The organism is Paenibacillus sp. JMULE4, assembly GCF_013337105.1.
Lineage (GTDB): Bacteria > Bacillota > Bacilli > Paenibacillales > NBRC-103111 > Paenibacillus_G > Paenibacillus_G naphthalenovorans.
In genome coordinates this window covers 297,462-317,432 of sequence record NZ_SGWF01000011.1, presented here as the reverse complement: position 1 = coordinate 317,432, position 19,971 = coordinate 297,462, and the positions used below count along the sequence as shown (strand labels likewise).

General features: G+C 53.2%; 18 protein-coding genes and 1 riboswitch. Of the genes, 1 reads left to right on the top strand and 17 read right to left on the bottom strand.

From position 1 onward, the window contains the following. Positions 1-149 precede the first annotated feature (149 nt). On the top strand, positions 150-716 hold the full coding sequence (locus EXW96_RS06755) for a DeoR/GlpR family DNA-binding transcription regulator (RefSeq protein ID WP_174350189.1): 567 nt from the start codon (positions 150-152) through the stop codon (positions 714-716). Positions 717-888: 172 nt separating this feature from the next. On the opposite strand, the gene EXW96_RS06750 is transcribed toward EXW96_RS06755, so the two are convergent. From EXW96_RS06750 to EXW96_RS06670, 17 genes are all read right to left on the bottom strand, one after another. After that, entirely contained in the window at positions 889-1,455 is a 567-nt protein-coding gene (locus tag EXW96_RS06750) for a nitroreductase family protein (RefSeq protein WP_062409175.1), read from the bottom strand. Between the two features lie 32 nt (positions 1,456-1,487). After that, a complete protein-coding gene (locus tag EXW96_RS06745; RefSeq protein WP_174350188.1) occupies positions 1,488-2,333 on the bottom strand; it encodes an alpha/beta hydrolase in 846 nt (281 codons plus the stop codon). Continuing rightward, a complete protein-coding gene (locus EXW96_RS06740) occupies positions 2,323-3,081 on the bottom strand; it encodes an alpha/beta hydrolase (protein ID WP_174350187.1) in 759 nt (252 codons plus the stop codon). Before EXW96_RS06740 ends, EXW96_RS06745 begins: the two co-directional genes overlap by 11 nt. 24 nt (positions 3,082-3,105) lie before the next feature. Beyond that, on the bottom strand, positions 3,106-4,128 hold the full coding sequence (locus EXW96_RS06735) for a FecCD family ABC transporter permease (RefSeq protein ID WP_174350186.1): 1,023 nt from the start codon (positions 4,126-4,128) through the stop codon (positions 3,106-3,108). Further along, a complete protein-coding gene (locus EXW96_RS06730; RefSeq protein ID WP_174350185.1) occupies positions 4,121-5,128 on the bottom strand; it encodes a FecCD family ABC transporter permease in 1,008 nt (335 codons plus the stop codon). Before EXW96_RS06730 ends, EXW96_RS06735 begins: the two co-directional genes overlap by 8 nt. A 17-nt stretch (positions 5,129-5,145) precedes the next feature. Next, positions 5,146-6,147: an ABC transporter substrate-binding protein gene (locus tag EXW96_RS06725; protein ID WP_174350184.1), complete on the bottom strand. Its 1,002-nt coding sequence runs from the start codon at positions 6,145-6,147 to the stop codon at positions 5,146-5,148. Positions 6,148-6,250: 103 nt separating this feature from the next. Further along, entirely contained in the window at positions 6,251-7,900 is a 1,650-nt protein-coding gene (locus tag EXW96_RS06720) for an AraC family transcriptional regulator (RefSeq protein ID WP_174350183.1), read from the bottom strand. Positions 7,901-8,354: 454 nt separating this feature from the next. Continuing rightward, complete coding sequence (locus tag EXW96_RS06715; RefSeq protein WP_174350182.1) at positions 8,355-8,678, bottom strand: SCP2 sterol-binding domain-containing protein; 324 nt, start codon at positions 8,676-8,678, stop codon at positions 8,355-8,357. A gap of 183 nt (positions 8,679-8,861) precedes the next feature. Next, complete coding sequence (locus EXW96_RS06710; RefSeq protein ID WP_074727197.1) at positions 8,862-10,550, bottom strand: long-chain-fatty-acid--CoA ligase; 1,689 nt, start codon at positions 10,548-10,550, stop codon at positions 8,862-8,864. A 299-nt stretch (positions 10,551-10,849) separates the two neighbouring features. Continuing rightward, on the bottom strand, positions 10,850-11,722 hold the full coding sequence (locus EXW96_RS06705) for an HD-GYP domain-containing protein (RefSeq protein ID WP_174350181.1): 873 nt from the start codon (positions 11,720-11,722) through the stop codon (positions 10,850-10,852). A gap of 175 nt (positions 11,723-11,897) precedes the next feature. Continuing rightward, on the bottom strand, positions 11,898-13,808 hold the full coding sequence (locus EXW96_RS06700; RefSeq protein WP_137670140.1) for a flagellar assembly protein A: 1,911 nt from the start codon (positions 13,806-13,808) through the stop codon (positions 11,898-11,900). Positions 13,809-13,908: 100 nt separating this feature from the next. After that, positions 13,909-13,994, bottom strand: a riboswitch (cyclic di-GMP riboswitch). Between the two features lie 182 nt (positions 13,995-14,176). Continuing rightward, positions 14,177-15,079, bottom strand: coding sequence for a helix-turn-helix domain-containing protein (locus tag EXW96_RS06695; RefSeq protein ID WP_174350180.1), 903 nt, complete (start codon positions 15,077-15,079; stop codon positions 14,177-14,179). Further along, positions 15,048-15,827, bottom strand: coding sequence for a DUF429 domain-containing protein (locus tag EXW96_RS06690; RefSeq protein WP_174350179.1), 780 nt, complete (start codon positions 15,825-15,827; stop codon positions 15,048-15,050). The genes EXW96_RS06695 and EXW96_RS06690 overlap by 32 nt, the downstream gene beginning before the upstream one ends. Then, the gene (locus tag EXW96_RS06685; RefSeq protein ID WP_160327383.1) at positions 15,824-15,973 is read right to left on the bottom strand and encodes a hypothetical protein; all 150 of its coding nucleotides are present in this window, start codon (positions 15,971-15,973) and stop codon (positions 15,824-15,826) included. Before EXW96_RS06685 ends, EXW96_RS06690 begins: the two co-directional genes overlap by 4 nt. A 168-nt stretch (positions 15,974-16,141) precedes the next feature. After that, a complete protein-coding gene (lpdA, locus tag EXW96_RS06680; protein ID WP_174350178.1) occupies positions 16,142-17,557 on the bottom strand; it encodes a dihydrolipoyl dehydrogenase in 1,416 nt (471 codons plus the stop codon). 6 nt (positions 17,558-17,563) lie between these two features. Then, positions 17,564-18,943 carry a dihydrolipoamide acetyltransferase family protein gene (locus EXW96_RS06675; RefSeq protein ID WP_174350177.1) on the bottom strand — a complete coding sequence of 460 codons (1,380 nt, stop codon included), beginning with the start codon at positions 18,941-18,943 and terminating at the stop codon, positions 17,564-17,566. Between the two features lie 32 nt (positions 18,944-18,975). Beyond that, a complete protein-coding gene (locus EXW96_RS06670) occupies positions 18,976-19,956 on the bottom strand; it encodes an alpha-ketoacid dehydrogenase subunit beta (protein WP_054820342.1) in 981 nt (326 codons plus the stop codon). Between the last annotated feature and the right edge of the window lie 15 nt (positions 19,957-19,971).

Genomic DNA, 19,971 nt, shown 5'->3' with positions numbered 1-19,971 from the left:
TCTCGACAATAACAATTTCCATTTTGAGGTGCTGAATTCCTTTTAATTATGCTCAAAACACCCTGACTTTTTCAGGGGAAACTAGCTACGGTGATCAACCATGACGATACCATTGCCGCTGCTGCCAGAAACATAACGATACTGGTAGTATGCGTGTAGGGGATTGCACTGTCGAAAAAAAAGCCATCGCGAAAGCAGTGACACAATTGATTCAGCCGCGTGAAATCGTGGCTTTGGACGCCGGGACAACAACCACTGAGGTAGCCAAGCTTTTAGTAAACATTCAACCCTTGACTGTCGTGACCCCATCGCTTACCATTGGTCAAATGTTTGGCGAAGCGGATCGTGAAGAAATAACCGTAATCTTGTCCGGGGGAATCCTGAGGAGTAAAACCCTTTCCCTGGTTGGGGATTTATGCGAAGAAGTGCTATTAAAATACCGCTGCGACAAAGCCATTATCGGATGCAACGCATTATCGCCGGAACTGGGGGCCATGAACACGAATTTGCTTGCACTGGGAGTGAAAAAATCGCTTGTCTCCATAAGCAAAAAGTTAATTGTGGTGGCCGATCATACCAAGATCGGACGTACGGCTCTGGCCACCTCTGCTTCAATTGAACAAATCGATACCCTGGTCACCGATTGGCAAACCCCTGCCCATCTGGTTGAGGAGTTTGTGAATAAAGGCATTCATGTCATCGTCGCCCAGCCATAATTCGGGGCCTGTGAACCTGATCGGAATCTCCGGTCGGGTTGTTTTAGGTTTCAGATACTGGGCCGGGAAATAAGTTTGAGCATGCGGAAAACGTCCGTAAAAATAAAAATACCGTCCCCGAGTGGTAATCAGGGACGTCTGTGCACTTGCTGTTTCGTCTTTCCTTCCGCCATTACACTCTATCAACCACAGTAATGCGCTCCGCCGCCAGAATTCTCGGCTGAGCTTTAGGAATTTGAGCCGGGTATCCGATGTGCAGATTGCCCAGCACCTTTTCTCCAGGCAAAATCCCCATCGTCTCGCGAAATACGGGGTGATGCAGCCAGCCGTATGTCTCCCATACCATGCCGATTCCCCGTTCCCAAGCCAGCAGGCTGAGGTTGTGAATAATACAGCTGGTCGAAGCGTAGTCTTCTTCCCTGACGACCAGATTCGGATCTTCCTTCATAATGACGGTCATGATCATCGGGATAGCCATGATTTTATTGTAAAACTTCTGACCGACCTCTTTTTTCAGGGCCGGGTCGGGCTCCCTGCTTTCCTTCATCGTCCGGACCGCTTCGGCCATCTTCCTGCGGCCCTCGCCGTAGGTCAGTATAAACCGCCAAGGCTGGGTCATATGATAATTGGGTACCCAGACGGCAGTGTCCATGAGCTCCATAATAAGCTCGGGCGGGACTTCCCGGTGTTCAAAAGCATGAATGGAACGGCGTTCCCTGATTAATCGCGCGAGCTCCATGAGTCCGCGACCTCCCTTCAAATGATAAATGGTTAAAGTTTGCCTCCAGGCTCCCCGCTCTCCGCTAAAGCGAACCGCAGCGCCCTATTGATCAGAGGCAGCAGTATGGTAATGTGCCCCTCGTCCTCCAGCTCCATGAATTGGAGCCGAATTCCCCGTCCAGAAAGAGGCTCTACCGTTTGAAACAGCTCCCTGGCATCCTGGATCATAAACGGCTTCTCCTTGCCGCCCACGGCCATCAACACCGCTGCCGGCAGGGCCTTGTCCTCCTGTCTTTCCGCCAAACGGCGTGCGGCGTCCAGCAAATACCGGTTGTTCCACCAGATGGACGGGCTGCCCGCCACATAGGTTTGGAACGTTTCCGGCCGGTTCAGCCACACATCCAGTGTAAAAAGCCCGCCAAGCGAATGGCCGAACAGGGTTTGCCGGTTCCTGTCAATCGGAAAGTCCCGTTCGATCGCCGGCTTCAGCTCATCCTCAATGAAAGACAGGAACGCATCGGCTCCTCCGGTTTCGGGCCAAGGGGACCCGTCGGGTCTGACCGGCAGCTTGGCGGAGGCGGGCTTCGTGTAATCGTAAAATCTTCTTGTTGATTCCAGCGGCTCATCCGTCGGATAGCCAATCCCGACAATGACGGCAGGGCCGAACCCGTGCGGCTTGCGGGATTGCAGCCTGACCGCTTCAGCCATCGTTCCGAATACGGCATTGGCGTCCAGCACGTAGATGACGGGAAACCCCTCGGGAGGCGCCTCATGCGCCGGTTTGAACACAAAAATCCGGTACTCCCGGTTCCCGTTCCGCGAATACATGACTCTCGCTTCCGAATGGACGATGGCATACGGCGGAACGGGTTCTAAAGCTGCTTTTTTATACGGCATGAAACAACCACCTCAACGCACTTGGAAATCGCCTGCAAAAATAGGAGTGTTCGTGTACAGCTCCTTCTTCTGTCACCAGCGTCAATCGTTCTTCGGAAAAGCCCTTTTGTCTCAAGATCGCATGCGCTTGTCCGGTTAGTGGAACCATGTCCTTTTGAACGGTCTGCTTGCCGACCCCTTCCAGGCTTCCTACATCCATATAGATTTTCATTTTGCCGTGGTCCATCGCATGCGTTCGCATATAGTCTACAAACCCTTCGAACCAGTACGAGCCGGAGATGGAACCGATTTTGCCGAACACGCCGGGGTACAGGTAAGCCGCATACATCGAAATCAGCCCGCCGAGCGATTTGCCTATGACGGCTGTATGCTCCGGGTCCGTGGCTGTTCTGTACGAGGCGTCCATGTATGGCTTCAGCTTGTTGGCGAGAAAAGAGAGGTACTCGCCGCCCTTCCCGCCGAAATCGCCGTAATTGTATGGTGTGGAAAGGGCCTTCGCAAACCAGGGCGTATATTCGTCCATCCGGTTTTTGGATTCCACCCCGACCAGGATCACCTCCAACAGCGACCCATCCGCAAACATGCGTTCCAGCTCATAGAGGGCTTCACTCTTGGCCGGATCAAACACATCGCCGAGATCATGCACATAGACTACGGGATACTTTTTCGAGTCCGTTTCATAGGTTTGGGGAAGGTAGATCAGGAGTTCCCTGCCCTCGAATTTTTCCCGAACGATCTTGCCCTTCATTGCCCGCTCTCCCTTCTTTATATCCTAGGCTTTGGCTTTAAACAGCAAGTAGACGAAATACGGGACGCCAACTATCGAAATCACAATGCCCACAGGCAGCTCGGCAGGCGAGAACACGGTTTTGGCAATCAGGTCGGAGACAATGACCATCATCATCCCGATCAGTCCGCAGACGGACATCACCCGCCGATGGCGCAGACCGACAAGACGCTTCGCAATATGCGGGGCGAGCAATCCGACAAAGCCGATGCTGCCCGACACGGACACGCAGGCACTCACCAGTCCGATGCTGCTCAGCAAAAACAAGCTTTTCTCTCTTTCCACGCGAACGCCGAGACCTTTAACCAAGCTTTCTTCCAGCTGAAACACATCGAGCAGAGGCGCCCTGCGCATGAGAACGGGCACAAGCACGATAAACCACGGCAGCATGGATGCGATATAGACCCAGTTGGCATTCCAAATGCTTCCCGTCAGCCAGACGGTTGCCATTTCAAAATCTTTGGCGTTCATTTGCAGGGAAAGGAACATGGTGAACGCGCCGAAACCAGAACCGATCGCAATCCCTGTCAAAACTAAACGCTGCGGATCGAGTCGTCCGTTCTGCCAGGCAAAGAAATAGATAAGTGCGGCGGCGGCCAAACCTCCGATAAGACCGAAGAGCGGCATCATCATAATGGCTGTCCATCCGGTACGGATGACATTCCCTTGAAAGAAAAACATAAATAATACGATCGCCGCACCGGCACCTGCATTGATGCCGAGAATCCCCGGATCCGCAAGGCCGTTCCGGGTCACGCCTTGAATCACCGCGCCTGCGATACCGAGGCCGAAACCGACCAACGCCGCAATGACGATGCGCGGCAGACGAAACTCAAACAGTACCATATCGTGATCCGGCTGCGGGTGAATACGGAGCAGCGTACGCAGCACTTCAGAGACCGTCATGTCAAATTCGCCGTTGGTCAGATGGATGTATACCGCCGCCGCGATGACGACGAAGCAGCCAAGCTGTACATGCCACAAGGGCCTTTCTGAGCCTTTACGCATGCTTGCCGCCTCCTCTCTTGCGAATCAAATAGAGGAAGAAGGGCACGCCGAAAAGTGCGGTTAGCACCCCGATAGGCGTCTCGAACGGATAGTTGAGAAACCGGCTGAGAATGTCGCACAGCCCCAGAAAAAGTCCGCCCAGCACCCCCGCACACGGAATGATGCGACGATAATCGACGCCGACAAAAAATCGGGCGATATGCGGAATCAGCAGCCCGACAAAGCCGATTTTGCCGGCCAAAGCGACGGAAATTCCCGTCAGAATGACGACAGCTCCTGTAGCGGCCGCTTTCACAAGCAGAGTACGCTGGCCCAAACCGATGGACACTTCCTCGCCTAGCGATAAAATCGTGACCGACGGGGAAATGCACAACGCCATGACGATGCCGACAACAGCAAACGGGATGGCAAGCTTGATCAGTGTCGGATCGAGCTGGTAAAGCCTTGCGTTATACCAGAAGCTGATATTTTGCGAAACTTGAAAGTACGTCGCTACCGCCGCGGAAACACTGCTCAGAAACGTTCCGATAATCGTCCCGATAATCGCCATCCGAACCGGGGACAAACCGCCGGGCAGCAGCGATGCAATGCCGAAAACGATCCCGACGCCCAAAGCGGAGCCGATTAAAGAGCATACGATCAACTCCATTGACGAGGCCTCCGGCAGCAGCACCATTCCCAGCGTAATAGCGAACGCCGAGCCGTCCGTAACCCCCATAATAGAGGGGGATGCCAAGTAATTCCTTGTCATCCCCTGCATAATGGCCCCGGATATGGCGAGGAAGGCTCCGATAAGTAGTGCCCCGGCAGCCCGGGGAACCCTGGAATGCATAATAATCTGATGGTCCACATTTCCCTTATCGAAATGAAAGAACGCGTTCCACACCGTGCTGACATCCATCGATTTTGCCCCGTAGCGTATGGATAAGAGCATGATGAGCATGATCATAACGGGGGCAATGCCGAGCAAAAACGCGGTGTAAGAAATCCGAAGCCTCATACGTCAACCGAGCCCTCTCATTCGGACAGCTTCTGAACAGCTGCTTTCAGGAAATGGATTTTGCTCCAGGATGTGCCCCCTTGTGCGAGCGGATCCACGACATTGACGAACACCTTATTGTTTTTCACCGCGTTGATGCTTCCCCAGATCGGGTTGTTTTGCAGCTCCTCCAGCGATTTCAAATGATCCTTGTTCTCGTCCTCGGAGAATTGAAGGAAGATCGCATCGGGGTTCATGGCGCTGAACTGTTCTAAAGAAATGGTTTGCTGCGCTTTGGCTGCCTTGACCTCATCCGGCACGTCCATTCCAAGCTCTCCATAAATCGTCGGGTTGAAGAAAACGTCAGCCGGATAAATATTCAGGGCTCCGTTGCGAATCCGGACCGTCACGACTTTCTTCCCTTTCCACTTCTCGCCCAGCTGCTTTTTCGCCGCTTCGACATCGTCCTTATACTGCTTCAGCACTTTCTCGGCTTCCGCTTGCTTGCCGGTCAGCTCGCCCATCAGACGCAGATTCGCTTCCCAGTTGGTAGCAATATGGGATACCTGAATCGTCGGAGCGATTTTCGCCAGCTTCTCTACCACCTCCGGCTGGAATTTAGTTGTGCCGAGAATGACATCCGGCTTCAGCTTCAGAATCGTTTCCATGTTCGGCTGCGTTTTCTCGCCGATCGATTGCGAAGACCCGGTAATCGGCTTAAACAGGTCGGGGAACTTGCCGCCGACCGTTATAGCGCCGATCGGTTCAACCCCCAGCACAAGGGCGTCCTCCATCGCTTCCAGAGCGCCCGTTATGACGATTTTGCCGGAGGGCACGGTGACCGTATATTGCTTGTCCAAATAAGTGATTGTTTTCGTTTGACCCGCAATTGGCGGTTCCTTCGGTTTCTCGGCAGTGCTTTCCGATGTTTTATTCCCCGCAGGGGCGCCGCCCGTCGCCGGCGCTGCTTGGTTTGCGCATGCGGCTAAAACCAAGATGAGTAATACGATGAAGCTAAAGCTTACAAACTTCGTTTTCATGATGCTGATGTCTCCTCCCAAGCTTCTTCGATTCAATTGATAACAATTCTCATTTGCAATTATAAAACATCGCCTTGGCCTGAACCATGGACGAAATCCTGAATTAACATGGACGATTTCCTGTTAGCAGCCTGAGCGTCTCGTCCACAAGACGGTCGTGCGAGGAAGCTGAATATTCACGCCAAGGATCGGAAGAGATGACATAGACCTGATTGCGGCTTACAGCCTTTAAGCTTTGCCACGACGGAGAGAGCTGCAGCGATTCCCAATGCAGGAGCGATTCCGTCTCCTGGCATACGTTTACGAGGATATGGTCCGCATCGTAAACGTGCAGCCGCTCCGGGGTTACCGGTTCTCCAGTAAAAACTTGATCGATCGCATGCGCGGGAGTCAGCTGGAGATCCCCGTAGAATACCTCGATGATGCTCCGGTTGGCATAAACCTGACAGCGGTCCTTGTATATGCTCAGCGTCAGGAACGTCTCGTTCTTCGTTTTGTGCTTCAAACGCTCCCGTACGGCTTTGACTTTCCGGTCATAATTGTTAAGCCACAGCTCCGCTTCCTTGGGGATATCGAGATATTCGGCGGTCAGCCTCAACTGCTCCCGCCAGTCGGTATGCTTCCGCGGGATATAATATACGGGAGCCGCCTGTTCGAGCATCTCCTTCTCCCCGTCCTGCAGTTCGTCGGTACTGATGATCGTATCGGGGCGCACCTGAAACAGCGTTTCAATATTGGATTTCCAGTGCTCGTTATGGCGGTACGCACTAAGATGGACCGGTATATCCGAACGGTATGTTCGGTAATAATACGCTGTCCACTTGGGGTTAAGAGGAGCGGCGTAAGGGATCATATGGAGCGCGAGCAGGTGCCCGGTCACCCCGGCGCCGTATGCAGCGATCTTGCGGCGGCGTTTCGACATGTAGGTCGTCGGCGGGCAGCCCGTCTCCTTTTTGAATTTGCGGCTAAAATAAAATTCATCGTTATAGCCGACTTGATGGGCGATATCCTTCAGCCTCGCGTTGGATCTTGCCATCAGCTGCTTCGCCTTGTTCATCCGCAGGGCGGTCAAATAATCGACGGCGCTGATGCCGTACAATTTTTTAAACAGGTCCACAAAATACTTAGGGCTTATATCCGCCAGACGGGCCAGCTGCTCGATCGAAAGATTTTGCTGGTAATGGCTGTCCATGTACGCTTTCGCGCGCTCCAGCGCCGAATGCGAATCTTCGGCCGAGTGGCGTCTGTTCTCCAAGATAGAGTACAGCAGTTCCTGGAACACAAGCTGCCCGCGGAAACGCTCCAGGCTGTCACGACTCTGCCTGTGCAGATAGGCGGTATGACACAATGCGGCCAAACGAGCCCCGGATGGAACCGGGATTTCTCCACGCTCCGGGAAGAAGCCGGCTCCGCCGCTGCAGCGTACGGCATCGCGATTTGAACCGGCTATGCGGTAAAGCTCGTAGCGAAGCAGAAACAATCCAAGCCCATCCTCGGACTCCGCCGCAGCCCCGAACGTCTCTCCCGGAGGACAAACATAAACCGCATCCTGCCTCAGCCGATAATGTTGGCTGCCGATCGATAACCGTCCTTGCCCTAACGTGGCAACGATTAAGACATATGATTCGGTGAACCGCTGTTCCATCCTCCATTCGCAGCCGCCTTTCATCAAATCGATGTCCAGAAGATGAACCATCAAACCCTCCGCCTCATGAGCCCACGGCCCTGTGCTTTCCGTCCGGATCGAATTCATCGGCCTTCACCTTCTCCTTTTAACCGAATCATGCTGACAAATAGGTTTGTCCGCCTTGTTCACTTGGTACGCTTTGTCCGCTTATGGAATGTACGGATTCGATTATTTCATGATTGATAATGGTTATCATTATCAATCATGAATTATAGCAATATGACTTCGGGTTGACAACTGCAATTTATGGGCGGCAGCAATCGGCCTTGCTTCTGGCGGCTTCCAGATCATGAACCGCTGCTCAACATACCGCAAATGATGCTCTACCGACAGCCTTTAGGAATCGGATTTTCCCGGTCCCTATACTCCGTTCTTTTCGGCCAGCCGCATTTTTTCCCCATTTTTGATCAGCTGTATTGGATTGGCTCCGGATCTATGTCTCCATATCAAAACAGGGTGTCCCTCAGGCCGGATTCGACCTGTCGGAGCACCCTCATTGAAGTCAGAACTACCCTGAAATTTATGAATAAGCCTTCAATACCTCCTGCAGCCGGAAGGCGACCGTCATTTTTCCTTCCACCTTTAGATCCCCCGATATATACGCGGCTGCCGCGTTCAGTTGACGGTTCATCAGCTTGCGGAGCGTCGCCTCCGTCATCGTCAGCTTGCAATCCGCAGGATCCGGCGCCCCCTCCTTGAGGCTCACCTGTCCTCCATGAAAGCGTACCTGCAGCACATTGTCATCTGCCAGATGAAATTGATATACCGCATTCAGCGACCGGATCGCCTCGGGGCTGCCGTTCATTCGATCCACAAGTCGCTGAAGCTCATCCCGAATGGCCATAGCTCACCTCGAAGATCAATGGATTCAAGTGGCGGATCACCAAATGAAACGTACCGTCACCCGTTCCGGCTGGCTCTCTTCCAAGACACCGCCGGGCATTTCAGAACATGTCCGGTGCCGCCTCCGGTCAAGCCTTTTCCGCCGGCAAGCTTGCTCGTTGTTCCCCATCGAAATCGTTTCAGATCAGCTTTCCACCGTATCGTCATCCGTCTTCTCCGCTTCTTCTTCCTCAAGCTTCCTGCGCAGCACCTTGCCCACCAGAGACTTGGGCAGCGTTTCGCGGAATTCATAAACATGCGGTACCTTATATGCTGCGAGTCTTTGCCGGCACCAGAGGTTCAATTCTTCCGCACCTGCCTCACTGTTTTTTTTCATCACCAAATAGGCTTTTACCGTCTCCCCGCGATAAGGGTCGCTCACTCCTGCCACCACAGCCTCCTCAACCTCAGGATGTTCATAAAGCACTTCCTCGACTTCCCGTGGATAAACGTTGTAGCCGCCGGCAATGATCAAATCTTTCTTTCGGTCCAAAATGGTAAAAAAACCATCCTCATCCATCTTCGCCATGTCCCCGGTGTACAGCCAGCCATCCCGCAAAGCGGCTGCCGTATCCTCCGGACGATTCCAGTAGCCTTTCATAACCTGAGGGCCGCGAACAATCAGCTCGCCGATTTCCCCCGCCGGCAGCTCCGTATCGTGATCGGGATCGACGATCCGGGCCTCCGTGTCGGGTAACGGAATGCCGATCGATCCGATTTTACGTTTCTCCCATATATTGTTCGCATGAGTGACCGGCGACGCCTCTGTTAAGCCATAGCCTTCGACCAGTCTGGCGCCCGTCATGGCTTCAAACTTCTGCTGAATCTCCGCCGGAAGAGGAGCCGCGCCGCTGACACACACCTCCAGAGAAGACAATGTACTGCCGGTTAGCGCATGACGGATCAAACCCGCATACATCGTCGGGGCGCCCGGGAAGATCGTCGGCTTCACCCGTCGTACGGTCTCGACCAGCAGGGCGATCTCAAATCGCGGCAGCAGAGCCATCGTTCCAGCCAAATAGACCGATTTGTTCAACAGCACCGTTAAGCCGAAAACATGGAAAAAAGGCAATGCAGATAAATAAACCTCGCCTGCCTGCTTTGAACGGTAAGACCAGAGCCGGTTTTGAATCGTATTGGCGACCAGATTATAATGCGTAAGCATCACGCCTTTGGCCCGCCCTGTCGTCCCGCCCGTGTACTGAATCAGTGCGAGATCATTCTCCGCATCCAGCTTGACGCCGCACGGCTCCGGGGATGCCCGGCGCAGCAGCTTGACGAACGAATATACGCCTTCCCCATAAATAACATCCCGTTTCATCTTCTTCAGTTTGGCAAATAGGGGATACAGCCAATTTTGCGGTATCGGCAAATAGTCCTTGATAGACGTAACGATGATCTGCCGGATTTCCGCCTTCTCCTTTACCTGGTAAACCCGGTCGAAAAGCAAATCCAAAGTTACGATCACGGTCGCCCCCGAATCCTTGAGCTGGTACTCCAGCTCCCGCGGCGTATACATCGGATTCGTCATCACTACCACTCCGCCCATCAGCAGTGTGCCATAATAAGCGATCACGGTTTGCGGGCAATTGGGCAGCATGATCGCTACGCGATTGCCCTTTCTGACGCCGAGGCGGATCAGCGTATTCGCAAACCGGTAGGCTGAATCGAGCAGCTCCCGGTAAGATATTTTTTTACCCAAAAAATCTAAAGCGATATGCTTCGGATAGGTCTGGGCGGATTCCTTCAAGAAATGTGCCAAATTCTGCTTCGGATAATCAAAGGTCGGTGGCACCTCGGCAGGATAATGCTTGAGCCAAGGTTTGCTGGTCATTGAAACCACCTCCACATCGGGCTAGTCATGTCAAGCTGCGCTTGGTAAGCAAACCGCTTCCGGATCAACTAATGTTTTGCCAGGGTCGTCCGAAAACGTTTACATATTCCTGTAATGGATAATATATGATTCCGGCTAACCCGATATGACTTTCCTTCACCTTCCGTTGTCCTCAACAGGCCGCCTCTACGAGGATCTGCGGAAATATTCATTGTTGACGATCGGCGCGGAAAGCCATGAAACGCGAAAAAGCGCCCTTATCAGCGGAGAAACCGCCCGGCGCCCTCGATGATCATCCACTATACAGAAACGGTTCCCCCGTCGCGCAGCCTTCCGATCTTTAACCCCGGCCGCTTCCTCAGGTCGATAAACTGACCGGACCCATACACCAGGGGACGACAAGGATCCGCTTCATGAACCATGACTACCGTTGCTTGCGTTCCATCAGACAAGTCTACACGGCTTCCAATCGTACATTCGGTCACATGCCGGACAAAGCAGCGGACAATACCCGGATCCAGCATACCATAAGCATGATCGGCGATGCTTTGAAGCACATCAAATAAAGGCAAAGCATTTCGGTACGCCCTCTTAGAGGACATTGCATGAAACACGTCGGCCACAGCCACGATTTTGCTAACCTTTTCAATGCGGTTTCCCGGTAACCCCGCAGGGTAGCCGCTGCCATCCTCCCGTTCATGGTGCTGCAGCGCGGCCAAAGCAATCACCGGATCCAGCCCCGGTTCGCGAACGAGGAGATCATAACCGTACCGGGCGTGGCGCTTGACTTCACAGAACTCCTGTTCATCCAATTGGCCCGGCTTTTGAAGGATCGATTGCGGAACGAACAGCTTGCCCACATCGTGAAGAAGGCCGGCCAAGGTGATTCGAACCCGTTCATTTACGGACAGGCCGAGCCATTTGGCCAGCAATCCCGCCATCACGCCGACTCCGACACTGTGCTTGTACGTATCTTCATCCTGCTTCTCCAGCGTCAACAAAATGCGGTACGTATCCGAACGGCCCGAAATACGCATGATGGCCGGCAGAACCGTACGGCATACCTTGTCGACAGGAACCCTTCCGGCGGCGCGGATATCCGCAAACATCTCCTTCATCTCACGGATAGCAAGCCGTACAAGCTGCTCAGGCTCAAATTCCGGGAGAATCACATCCGTACTGTCAAGTTTAAGACCGTGCTCTTGAAGCGATTTAAGGCTTTCCGTTGTAAGAATGGAGGAAGCTGGCAGAATTAATAGTCCATTTCGATTATATATATTTTATTCAACCTCTTGCCCAGAAGATGCGATTTTTCTATCAACTGGCGTAAACCTTTATCGTCCGTCATCACGCCAATTTACCGTTGGTCTGTTGATTTTGAATGCCTCTGGCGGAATATACGCGGCTTTTTACCCATTCCATATCGATCGTCTGATTCTCGATGTGCTCCAGAATTTCGATGCAGTAATTTTCGATGCATACCCTGCCGGAGCTCATGCTCTTCAGAATAATTTTCGTCTTGGACCTTAAAACCGACGGAGCCCCCGTCTGACCGCCGACCATCATGGCGGAAATCATGCCGTCCGCCTCCAAACGGGAGCCTCGGCATACGGCATCTTTGTCATAAAATACAATATTGGCCGCTGAGTACAGGTCGCTTTGCAGCACCCCTTCTTTTCGGATCAAAATGTCGCCGTTGGATTTGAGCGTGGATAAATGGCACTGCCCGATATCGATCCGTACTTTGGCTTCTTGCATGCTGCCGACATGCTGGACCGTCTCCCTGAGAGAATTCAAAATGCCGAGAATCGTTCCGTGAGAAATCAATTGCGGCATCCGGGAGAGCTGAAGGAACCGTTCCAGCATGTCTTTAAGATTCAGCCAAGCCGTCTTGTCTCGGGACCGGATATTAATAATCACCGATAACGCTTCTTTGGCCAGTTTATAAATATCTTTAAACTTGTTTTCCACGAGCAGTAAAATAATTTGTCCGTAATGGGGCTTCTGCCCCTTCTTTTCCACCATCTCGAAAAGAAGCTTCGCTGCTTCAAGCAGCTGTTCGAATTGGGACATTAACAATTTGGAATTGTTGTAAAGCCGGTTATACAACACCCCGAAATAACCGGAGTACAGATTGCTTTTGATCGCATTGCCTTGAATGTAAATGCTGCCGGTTGCCGTGACGGTAGCGTTGTAGACACTGCCTGAGATATACACATTGCCAAGCGACTCGACGATCATGCTTTCCATCACGTTTCCATAAATGATAATGTCGCCGGAAAAAACAATATGTCCCGTTTCAATATTGACATCGCCGGGTACGATATAAGCCTTCGTAATATCAAAAAACTTCGTTTGGTTGCCGGTGATGCGCGGTCTTCCTTCTCTAAGAGCGATAACGAAGCCGTCCTCCCGGATTTGCACCCCGTCTTTGGCTACAATAACAATATCCTTCGGTTCTTTTGGCCGAATGAAATTGCCATATACGTCGTAGCCGACGGTCCCTTCTTCCGGCGGAATTTTTCGGGCGATCACATCTCCCGGAGTGACCGAAGGAATATTTAAATGATTTCTGTAATCGACCACGCCCCCGATTTCCACATACTGATTTTCCACCTGCTCTGTGAAAAAGAGCTGCAGCTCCGCATCCTTTCCGGGAACCGGAGGCTTTCCCCGCGCGATCAGAATCGGCTCGAATGTCGGATTAAGCACTTCCTCAAACACTGCCCCGATGTTCCGGTTTTTCGTGATCGACAAACGATCCAGCTCAAGAATAATATCGTTAAACTCCAGTTTGTTAAGAATAATCGATTGGTCTTCTTCCGCTCTGAGAACCAAATGGGCGGCAGGCTCGCACTCGCTGAGCTTCCATACATACCTGACGGGTGAATGCACAAGCAGGTAGGCTTGCATACGATCCTCGGATACCTGAATTTCAAACAATGGAGATTCCTCTACGGACCACTCCAGCTTGTCCTTGGATGTTACGGTTACCGTACCGGAGACCGCTTCTCCATTAACAGTCAGCTTGACCGGGGGTATAGCCTCAATGGTAAGGGGCGACATCTCGTCATCCGACGTATGTACAAAAATTTCATTTCCGCTTACACTAAACCAGCCTCGGTTCGTATTTTCTTTATGCCCGCCGAGAGCTTCCTCTTTGGAATAATCCGACAAACCGGCACCATTCGGCGCTGAATCCAACGCCAACGATTTTATCATTTTGACCAATTCCATTTCCGTAATAGAGTCGGACATCCGGACTACCTCCTTCCTCTGAATCAAGCGTTTTGCAGCTTAGAAAAAATGCACCTTCTCCAGCCGGGGAAAGGTGCATGAAAAATACGTTCCTTCCATTATCGGCGGCATGGCTGCCATAGCATAAAATACTTTAGGCCCATTGCTTTGCGTCCTTGCCTTTCGACAAGTTTGCCATTATCGTAATGAAATATTCCGTTTTATAATTAAATTATAATCAAGCAGATCGGCAAACGACAACACGATATAAGACAAAAGGACTAATCCATGCTTGTAGAAAGTATTTTATGTGTCATTTTTCGCTAATATTCGACAAAAAGGTTAAAACATTGCATTATTTACGCCCGTTTTTACATATTGTTACAGATCTAATCGCGCCAAAGCTCGGTAATCGGAACACCCAGTGCATCCGCAATACATTGTATGGTATATTTATGCGGGTTTGTAATTTTTCCGTTTCTCATTTTGGAGATCGTGCCCATGGACAGTCCGGTCAGCTCAGAAAGCCTGGTTGCCGTCATACGGCGTTCCGCCATCAGCATGCGCAGCGTAACAGCTATTCCCGACGGTTCCCGTGTTTGCCCGTTTGCCAGGCATTTGCCGACAAAGGCAATTCGGGTGACTTCCTGCCTGCCGTTTAACAGAGGTTGAAAGCGAAATTCCATATCTGCCTGTCGATGGTTATGTACCCACTCCAGCGTCATACTGAAGCCGGATGCGGACAATAAGGCCTGGCGGAGCGAGTGCCTTACCTGAAGCAAATGTTTGGATCCGACAAAAGAAAGAAACGGCTGCGCTAACAAATCTTTTCTCTGCAGATCCAGCAAGGGGCCGTGGAGCGAGCAATCGGTAAAGCGGAATTTCGTCGTCAGCGTTCCGCTTACCTCATACCCCGTACCCTGCCGTAAAATCCATTTTTTATCGCTGACGTCTCTGACAACCATAATATAGTAATAGACCCCATCCATAACCGTTTCGCGTAAAGATAGCTCCACATCCACTTGATGCCCGTGTTTTACGGTCCATCTCTCTTCCGAAAACAGAACCTCATCATACTCAAAAAACTCCGGACGCTTCAATACCCAATCCCTGTATTCAGCCGATAGAAAAGATAAGAAGGATGCCTGCCCCAGCTCTTCTTTTGTATAGCCGATGATCTGGAAAAAAGCCGGATTCGCCTCTTCGACCATGAATTGACGGCCATCCCATTTGCAAAGACAGATGCCAACCGCAGCCTTTTCAACCATCAAGCTTGCCCAACGATTCGGCATTGTGCTTTTCCAACCTTTCCTCTTTAAGAAAACAGTAATAAGCTATGATCCGTTGTATTCCCAAGCGGTCCCCATCTCCGCCCTCGGGCAGCTGCCTCGGTCTGCCTTCACTCAACCATGCCGTTACCGCGAGCACAAGCGCATCGACGATATCGTCCCGCGCCACCGCTTTGCGCGGATACCGCAGCATCAGCTCTTCGACAACCTCGTCGGCTTGTGCATACACGCCCCGCAGATGCGCCATACGCTCGTCAAAGCCCGCCTGGCTCTTCTTCCCGCTGCGCATCGGGCGGCCGAAAAGCTGTGCGAGGCAAAGCTCCGGATGCGACTCGCGAAACGTTAAGCGGGCCGCTTCATCCTGCCGGAGCAGCCGGTCCAGCGTGCGAATCTTCGGGACTAGCGCCCAGGTTTGACGCGATAATCCCCGACCGCTGAGCCTGCGCTGGAGCGCATTCGCCTGCGCATAATCCGTGGCACTCAGCACCTCGCGGACGGGCGCAGGGAATATGCTGGACGCCCGTCCGGGCTTCAGCAGCTGCCGCGCCAGCACATCGCAGCGTCGCGGCTCGCTGCCGTCGGCCAGACCGATCGGCATATCGATCAACAACAACACTGCCTGCCGATACGCCGCCCATAGGCTTTCCAGGTCCTCGAACACCCCCGCCGTCCAGCTTCCGTCAATCGTAAGCTCCACCGTTAGCCAGCCCGCCGGGCAGCCGTCAATGCCTGCAAAGGAGCCGCCCTTCATGAGTTTTCCGGCTCCGCTTTGCCGGCACCCGGATTCAACTGCAAAAACCGCTCAGCCATAAACCTTGTCCCGCACTCCCGATCCCATTCGTCCGCGGCTTGCTTGTTTTCGTCCCGATCCGCCAATAAACAGGTATGCGCTTGCATAGTTGAACACGCCCTTTATCCCTTGGTCATTGTCTTTATTATACATCCTTTTGCATGGAACAGACATGCTGAGACAAGGACAAATAGCGCCTCGGCATCCGTGCTGCTTTAAACGCAAAAAGCCGAGGATACATGGATTTCCATTCATCCTCGGCTTTTCATTCTTTCTTACTTCCCTAACTGGTGAATCGGATGGCCAAGCGCGCCTTCGGCAGCGTCCATGGTAATCTCGCCAAGCGTCGGGTGCGCATGGATCGTGAGCGCGATATCTTCAAGCGTGGCTCCCATCTCAATGGCCAGCGTCAACTCGGCGATCAGGTTGGACGCTTCTGCACCGACGACAAACCCGCCAAGCAACAGTCCGCTGTCTTTGTCGCCGATCAGCTTCACGAAGCCGTCGGTGGCGTTCATCGATTGCGCGCGTCCGTTAGCTCCATACGGGAACTTGCCTACGACGACATTGATGCCCTTCTCTTTTGCTTCCGTCTCGCTGAGACCGACGCCCGCGATTTCCGGATCGGAGAATACGACGGCCGGAATGACTTTATAGTCCACTGCGCTGGGCAGACCTGCGATCGATTCCGCCGCCACTTTTGCTTCATAGGAAGCTTTATGCGCAAGCGCAGGACCCGGTACGATGTCGCCGATAGCATAAATGTGCGGCACGTTGGTCTGGCATTTTTCGTTCACCTTGATCAGGCCGCGCTCGCCAACCTCCACTCCGGCGAGTTCCAGGGACAGGTCGCCGTCCGTATTGGGACGACGGCCTACCGTAACAAGCACGTAGTCGGCCGTGATTTTCTTTTCCTCGCCTTTTACGGTGTAGGTCACCGTTACATCCTTGTCGGTTTGCTCGGAGCTCTGCGCCAACGCTTCCGTCACGATGTCTACATTCAGCTTTTTCAGGTTGCGCGCCACAAGCTGGGTAAGATCCTTCTCAAAGCCGGGAAGAATCGAATCCGATCCCTCCAGCACCGTAACCTTCGTACCGAATTTGGCATAGGTTTGACCAAGCTCGATTCCGATGTAGCCGCCGCCGATCACGACCATGCTCTTTGGAATTTCCTTTAAGGACAGCGCCTCTGTCGAGGAGATGATCCTGCCGCCTAAAGGAAACGCCTTGAGCTCGATCGGACGGGACCCCGTCGCAATGATGCAGTGGTTGAAACGGTACCGGGCCGTTTCGTTATCGTTAAACACGCGCGCCTCATGCTCGTTGATGAACAGCGCCTCGCCATGGAATACCTGTACTTTATTACCCTTGAGCAGCATGCCGACGCCACCGGATTGCTTTTTGACGATGCCGTTTTTCCACTCCTGGACTTTGTTAAAATCGATCGAGACATTCTCCGCCGAGATACCGACCGAAGCGGCATGGTTGACCAGCTCATATTGATGTGCCGCGGATATCAAGGCTTTGGACGGGATGCAGCCGCGGTTCAGGCAGACGCCTCCAAGCTCGGCCTTATCCACCACCAGCACGCTTTTGCCGAGCTGGGCGGCACGGATCGCGGCGACATACCCGCCGGGACCGGCTCCGATGACAAGCACATCGATTTCAACTGATGCGTCTCCAACTACCATAATGGATTACACCTCCATGACAAGCAGTTCCGGATCGGCCAGCAGCTGCTTGATATAATTCAAAAAGTTTTGAGCAGTAGCACCGTCGATAATACGGTGATCGAAGCTTAAGGACAATGCCATGACAGGAGCGACAACGATCTCTCCGTTTCTCACTACAGGCTTTTCCGTAATCCGGCCCGTTCCAAGAATCGCCACCTCAGGGAAATTGATGACCGGAGTAAAGAACATGCCGCCGGCGGAGCCGATGTTCGTAATGGTGATCGTCGAGCCTCTCAGCTCGTTGGGTCCCAGTTTGCCCTCGCGGCCGCGCGCCGCCAAATCTTTAATCGCTTCGGCGATAGCCCACATGCTCTTGCGGTCGGCATCCGGAATAACCGGAACGATCAGACCGTTATCCGTATCGGTAGCAATCCCGATGTGGTAGTACTTTTTGTACACGATTTCCTGCTTTTCTTCGTCGATCATCGCGTTCATTACCGGGAATTGGCGAACCGCCGCAACCAGCGCCTTCACGATGAACGGCAGGTATGTCAGCTTGACGCCTTTCTTCTCGGCAATCGGCTTTGCTTTCGTACGAAGCGCGACGAGCTGCGTCACGTCGACTTCGTCCATCAGCGTCACATGCGGCGCCGTGTACACGCTCTTCACCATGGCATTGGCGATCGCCTTGCGGATGCCTTTGAGCGGTACGCGCTCTTCCTCGCGGTCTCCGCTTGCGGCTGTTAAAGCCGCAGGCGCAGCTTTCGATGCTGCAGGAGCCGCCGTTTCCGCCGCTTCCGGTGCTGCAGCTTTCCCGCCGCCGTTCACAAATCCGAGCACATCTTCTTTCGTCACGCGCCCGTTCTTCCCGGTTGCCGTCACTTCCGCGATGTTCACACCCTTCTCGCGAGCCAGCTTGCGGACGCTCGGCGTAGCCAATACCTCACGCTTCTGGCTTCCGGCCGCCGCTCCCTGCGCCGCTCCCTGCGCCGCGGACGAGCCGCCTGCCATCGGCGTATCCAGCTTCGCAGCGTTCACGTTCGCCGCAACAGCTCCGCCCACCGCGCATTCGGCGCCGGTTTCCGCCCCAGCCGCAGCAGGCGCTGCCGCTTCAGCGGCGCCAGGCGCTTCGCCGTGTCCGCCCGCACTTTGCGGAACTTCACCTTCCACTTCAAAAATGGCTATCAAATCGCCAACCGTACACACCGTGCCTTCGTCAACCTTCAGCTCGACGATTTTGCCTTCCACCGGGGAAGGAACCTCTACAGTCGATTTATCGTTTTGCACGTCCATCAGGATCGTTTCATCGTTTACCGTATCTCCTGGCTTTACATGCCACTTGACAATTTCGCCCTCATGAATGCCCTCGCCCAGCTCGGGAAAACGGTATTCAAACTTTGCCATCGGTCAGTCACCGTCCTTACGATTTATCAGAATTAGAAATCCAGAACCTTATTCAAACCGGCTACGATGCGCGCCGGATTCGGAAGCCATTGATCCTCAATCTGTGCGAAAGGATATACCGTATCCGGAGGAGCCACACGCAGCACGGGCGCTTCCAGATGCAAAATCGCCTTTTCGTTGATCTGAGCGATGACCTCCGCCGCAATGCCGGCCGTTTTTTGCGCTTCCTGTACCACGATCGCACGGTTCGTCTTTTTGATCGATTCCACGATCGTATCGATGTCCAGCGGCATCAGCGTGCGCAGGTCGATGACTTCCGCCTTCGCGCCGCGGGTTTTTTCCAATTCTTCCGCAGCCTTCAGCGAAGTATGCACCATAGCTCCGTATGTGATGATGGTAACGTCAGAACCTTCGCGAACCACGTTGGCTTTGCCGATCGGAACGGTATATTCGCCTTCCGGCACTTCGGCGCGGAACGAGCGGTATAAATTCAGATGCTCCATGAAAAAGACCGGATCATTGTCGCGAATGGCCGAAATCAACAAACCCTTCGCATCATAAGGATTGGACGGCACGACCACTTTAATCCCCGGCGTTTGCACCAAAAGACCCTCCAGCGGATCCGTGTGCAGCTCCGCCGCCTTCACTCCGCCGCCGAACGGTGTGCGAATGACGATCGGAGCCTGGTAACGGCCGCCGGAACGGTAGCGCATTCTGGCCGCCTGAACCGCAATTTGGTCGAACGCTTCAAAAATAAACCCGATAAATTGGATTTCCATAATCGGCCGGAAGCCTTGAATCGCCATACCGACGGCCATTCCGCCGATCGCCGATTCGGCCAGCGGTGTATCGAATACGCGGTTTTCCCCGAATTCCGCCTGAAGACCTTCCGTCGCCCGGAATACGCCTCCGACTTTCCCCACGTCTTCACCGAAAATTACCACGTTAGGATCGCGCTGAAGCTCAACCCGCATCGCGTCCTTGATCGCTTGAATCATTGTCATTTGAGCCATGGCTGATGGTTCCTC

Excerpts from the sequence above, each read along its gene's own strand:
- EXW96_RS06755 (WP_174350189.1), top strand. The coding sequence starts at position 150 with ATGCGTGTAGGGGATTGCACTGTCGAAAAAAAAGCCATCGCGAAAGCA.
- EXW96_RS06750 (WP_062409175.1), bottom strand. The coding sequence starts at position 1,455 with ATGGAGCTCGCGCGATTAATCAGGGAACGCCGTTCCATTCATGCTTTT.
- EXW96_RS06745 (WP_174350188.1), bottom strand. The coding sequence starts at position 2,333 with ATGCCGTATAAAAAAGCAGCTTTAGAACCCGTTCCGCCGTATGCCATC.
- EXW96_RS06740 (WP_174350187.1), bottom strand. The coding sequence starts at position 3,081 with ATGAAGGGCAAGATCGTTCGGGAAAAATTCGAGGGCAGGGAACTCCTG.
- EXW96_RS06735 (WP_174350186.1), bottom strand. The coding sequence starts at position 4,128 with ATGCGTAAAGGCTCAGAAAGGCCCTTGTGGCATGTACAGCTTGGCTGC.
- EXW96_RS06730 (WP_174350185.1), bottom strand. The coding sequence starts at position 5,128 with ATGAGGCTTCGGATTTCTTACACCGCGTTTTTGCTCGGCATTGCCCCC.
- EXW96_RS06725 (WP_174350184.1), bottom strand. The coding sequence starts at position 6,147 with ATGAAAACGAAGTTTGTAAGCTTTAGCTTCATCGTATTACTCATCTTG.
- EXW96_RS06720 (WP_174350183.1), bottom strand. The coding sequence starts at position 7,900 with ATGAATTCGATCCGGACGGAAAGCACAGGGCCGTGGGCTCATGAGGCG.
- EXW96_RS06715 (WP_174350182.1), bottom strand. The coding sequence starts at position 8,678 with ATGGCCATTCGGGATGAGCTTCAGCGACTTGTGGATCGAATGAACGGC.
- EXW96_RS06710 (WP_074727197.1), bottom strand. The coding sequence starts at position 10,550 with ATGACCAGCAAACCTTGGCTCAAGCATTATCCTGCCGAGGTGCCACCG.
- EXW96_RS06700 (WP_137670140.1), bottom strand. The coding sequence starts at position 13,808 with ATGTCCGACTCTATTACGGAAATGGAATTGGTCAAAATGATAAAATCG.
- EXW96_RS06695 (WP_174350180.1), bottom strand. The coding sequence starts at position 15,079 with ATGCCGAATCGTTGGGCAAGCTTGATGGTTGAAAAGGCTGCGGTTGGC.
- EXW96_RS06690 (WP_174350179.1), bottom strand. The coding sequence starts at position 15,827 with ATGAAGGGCGGCTCCTTTGCAGGCATTGACGGCTGCCCGGCGGGCTGG.
- EXW96_RS06685 (WP_160327383.1), bottom strand. The coding sequence starts at position 15,973 with ATGCAAGCGCATACCTGTTTATTGGCGGATCGGGACGAAAACAAGCAA.
- lpdA (WP_174350178.1), bottom strand. The coding sequence starts at position 17,557 with ATGGTAGTTGGAGACGCATCAGTTGAAATCGATGTGCTTGTCATCGGA.
- EXW96_RS06675 (WP_174350177.1), bottom strand. The coding sequence starts at position 18,943 with ATGGCAAAGTTTGAATACCGTTTTCCCGAGCTGGGCGAGGGCATTCAT.
- EXW96_RS06670 (WP_054820342.1), bottom strand. The coding sequence starts at position 19,956 with ATGGCTCAAATGACAATGATTCAAGCGATCAAGGACGCGATGCGGGTT.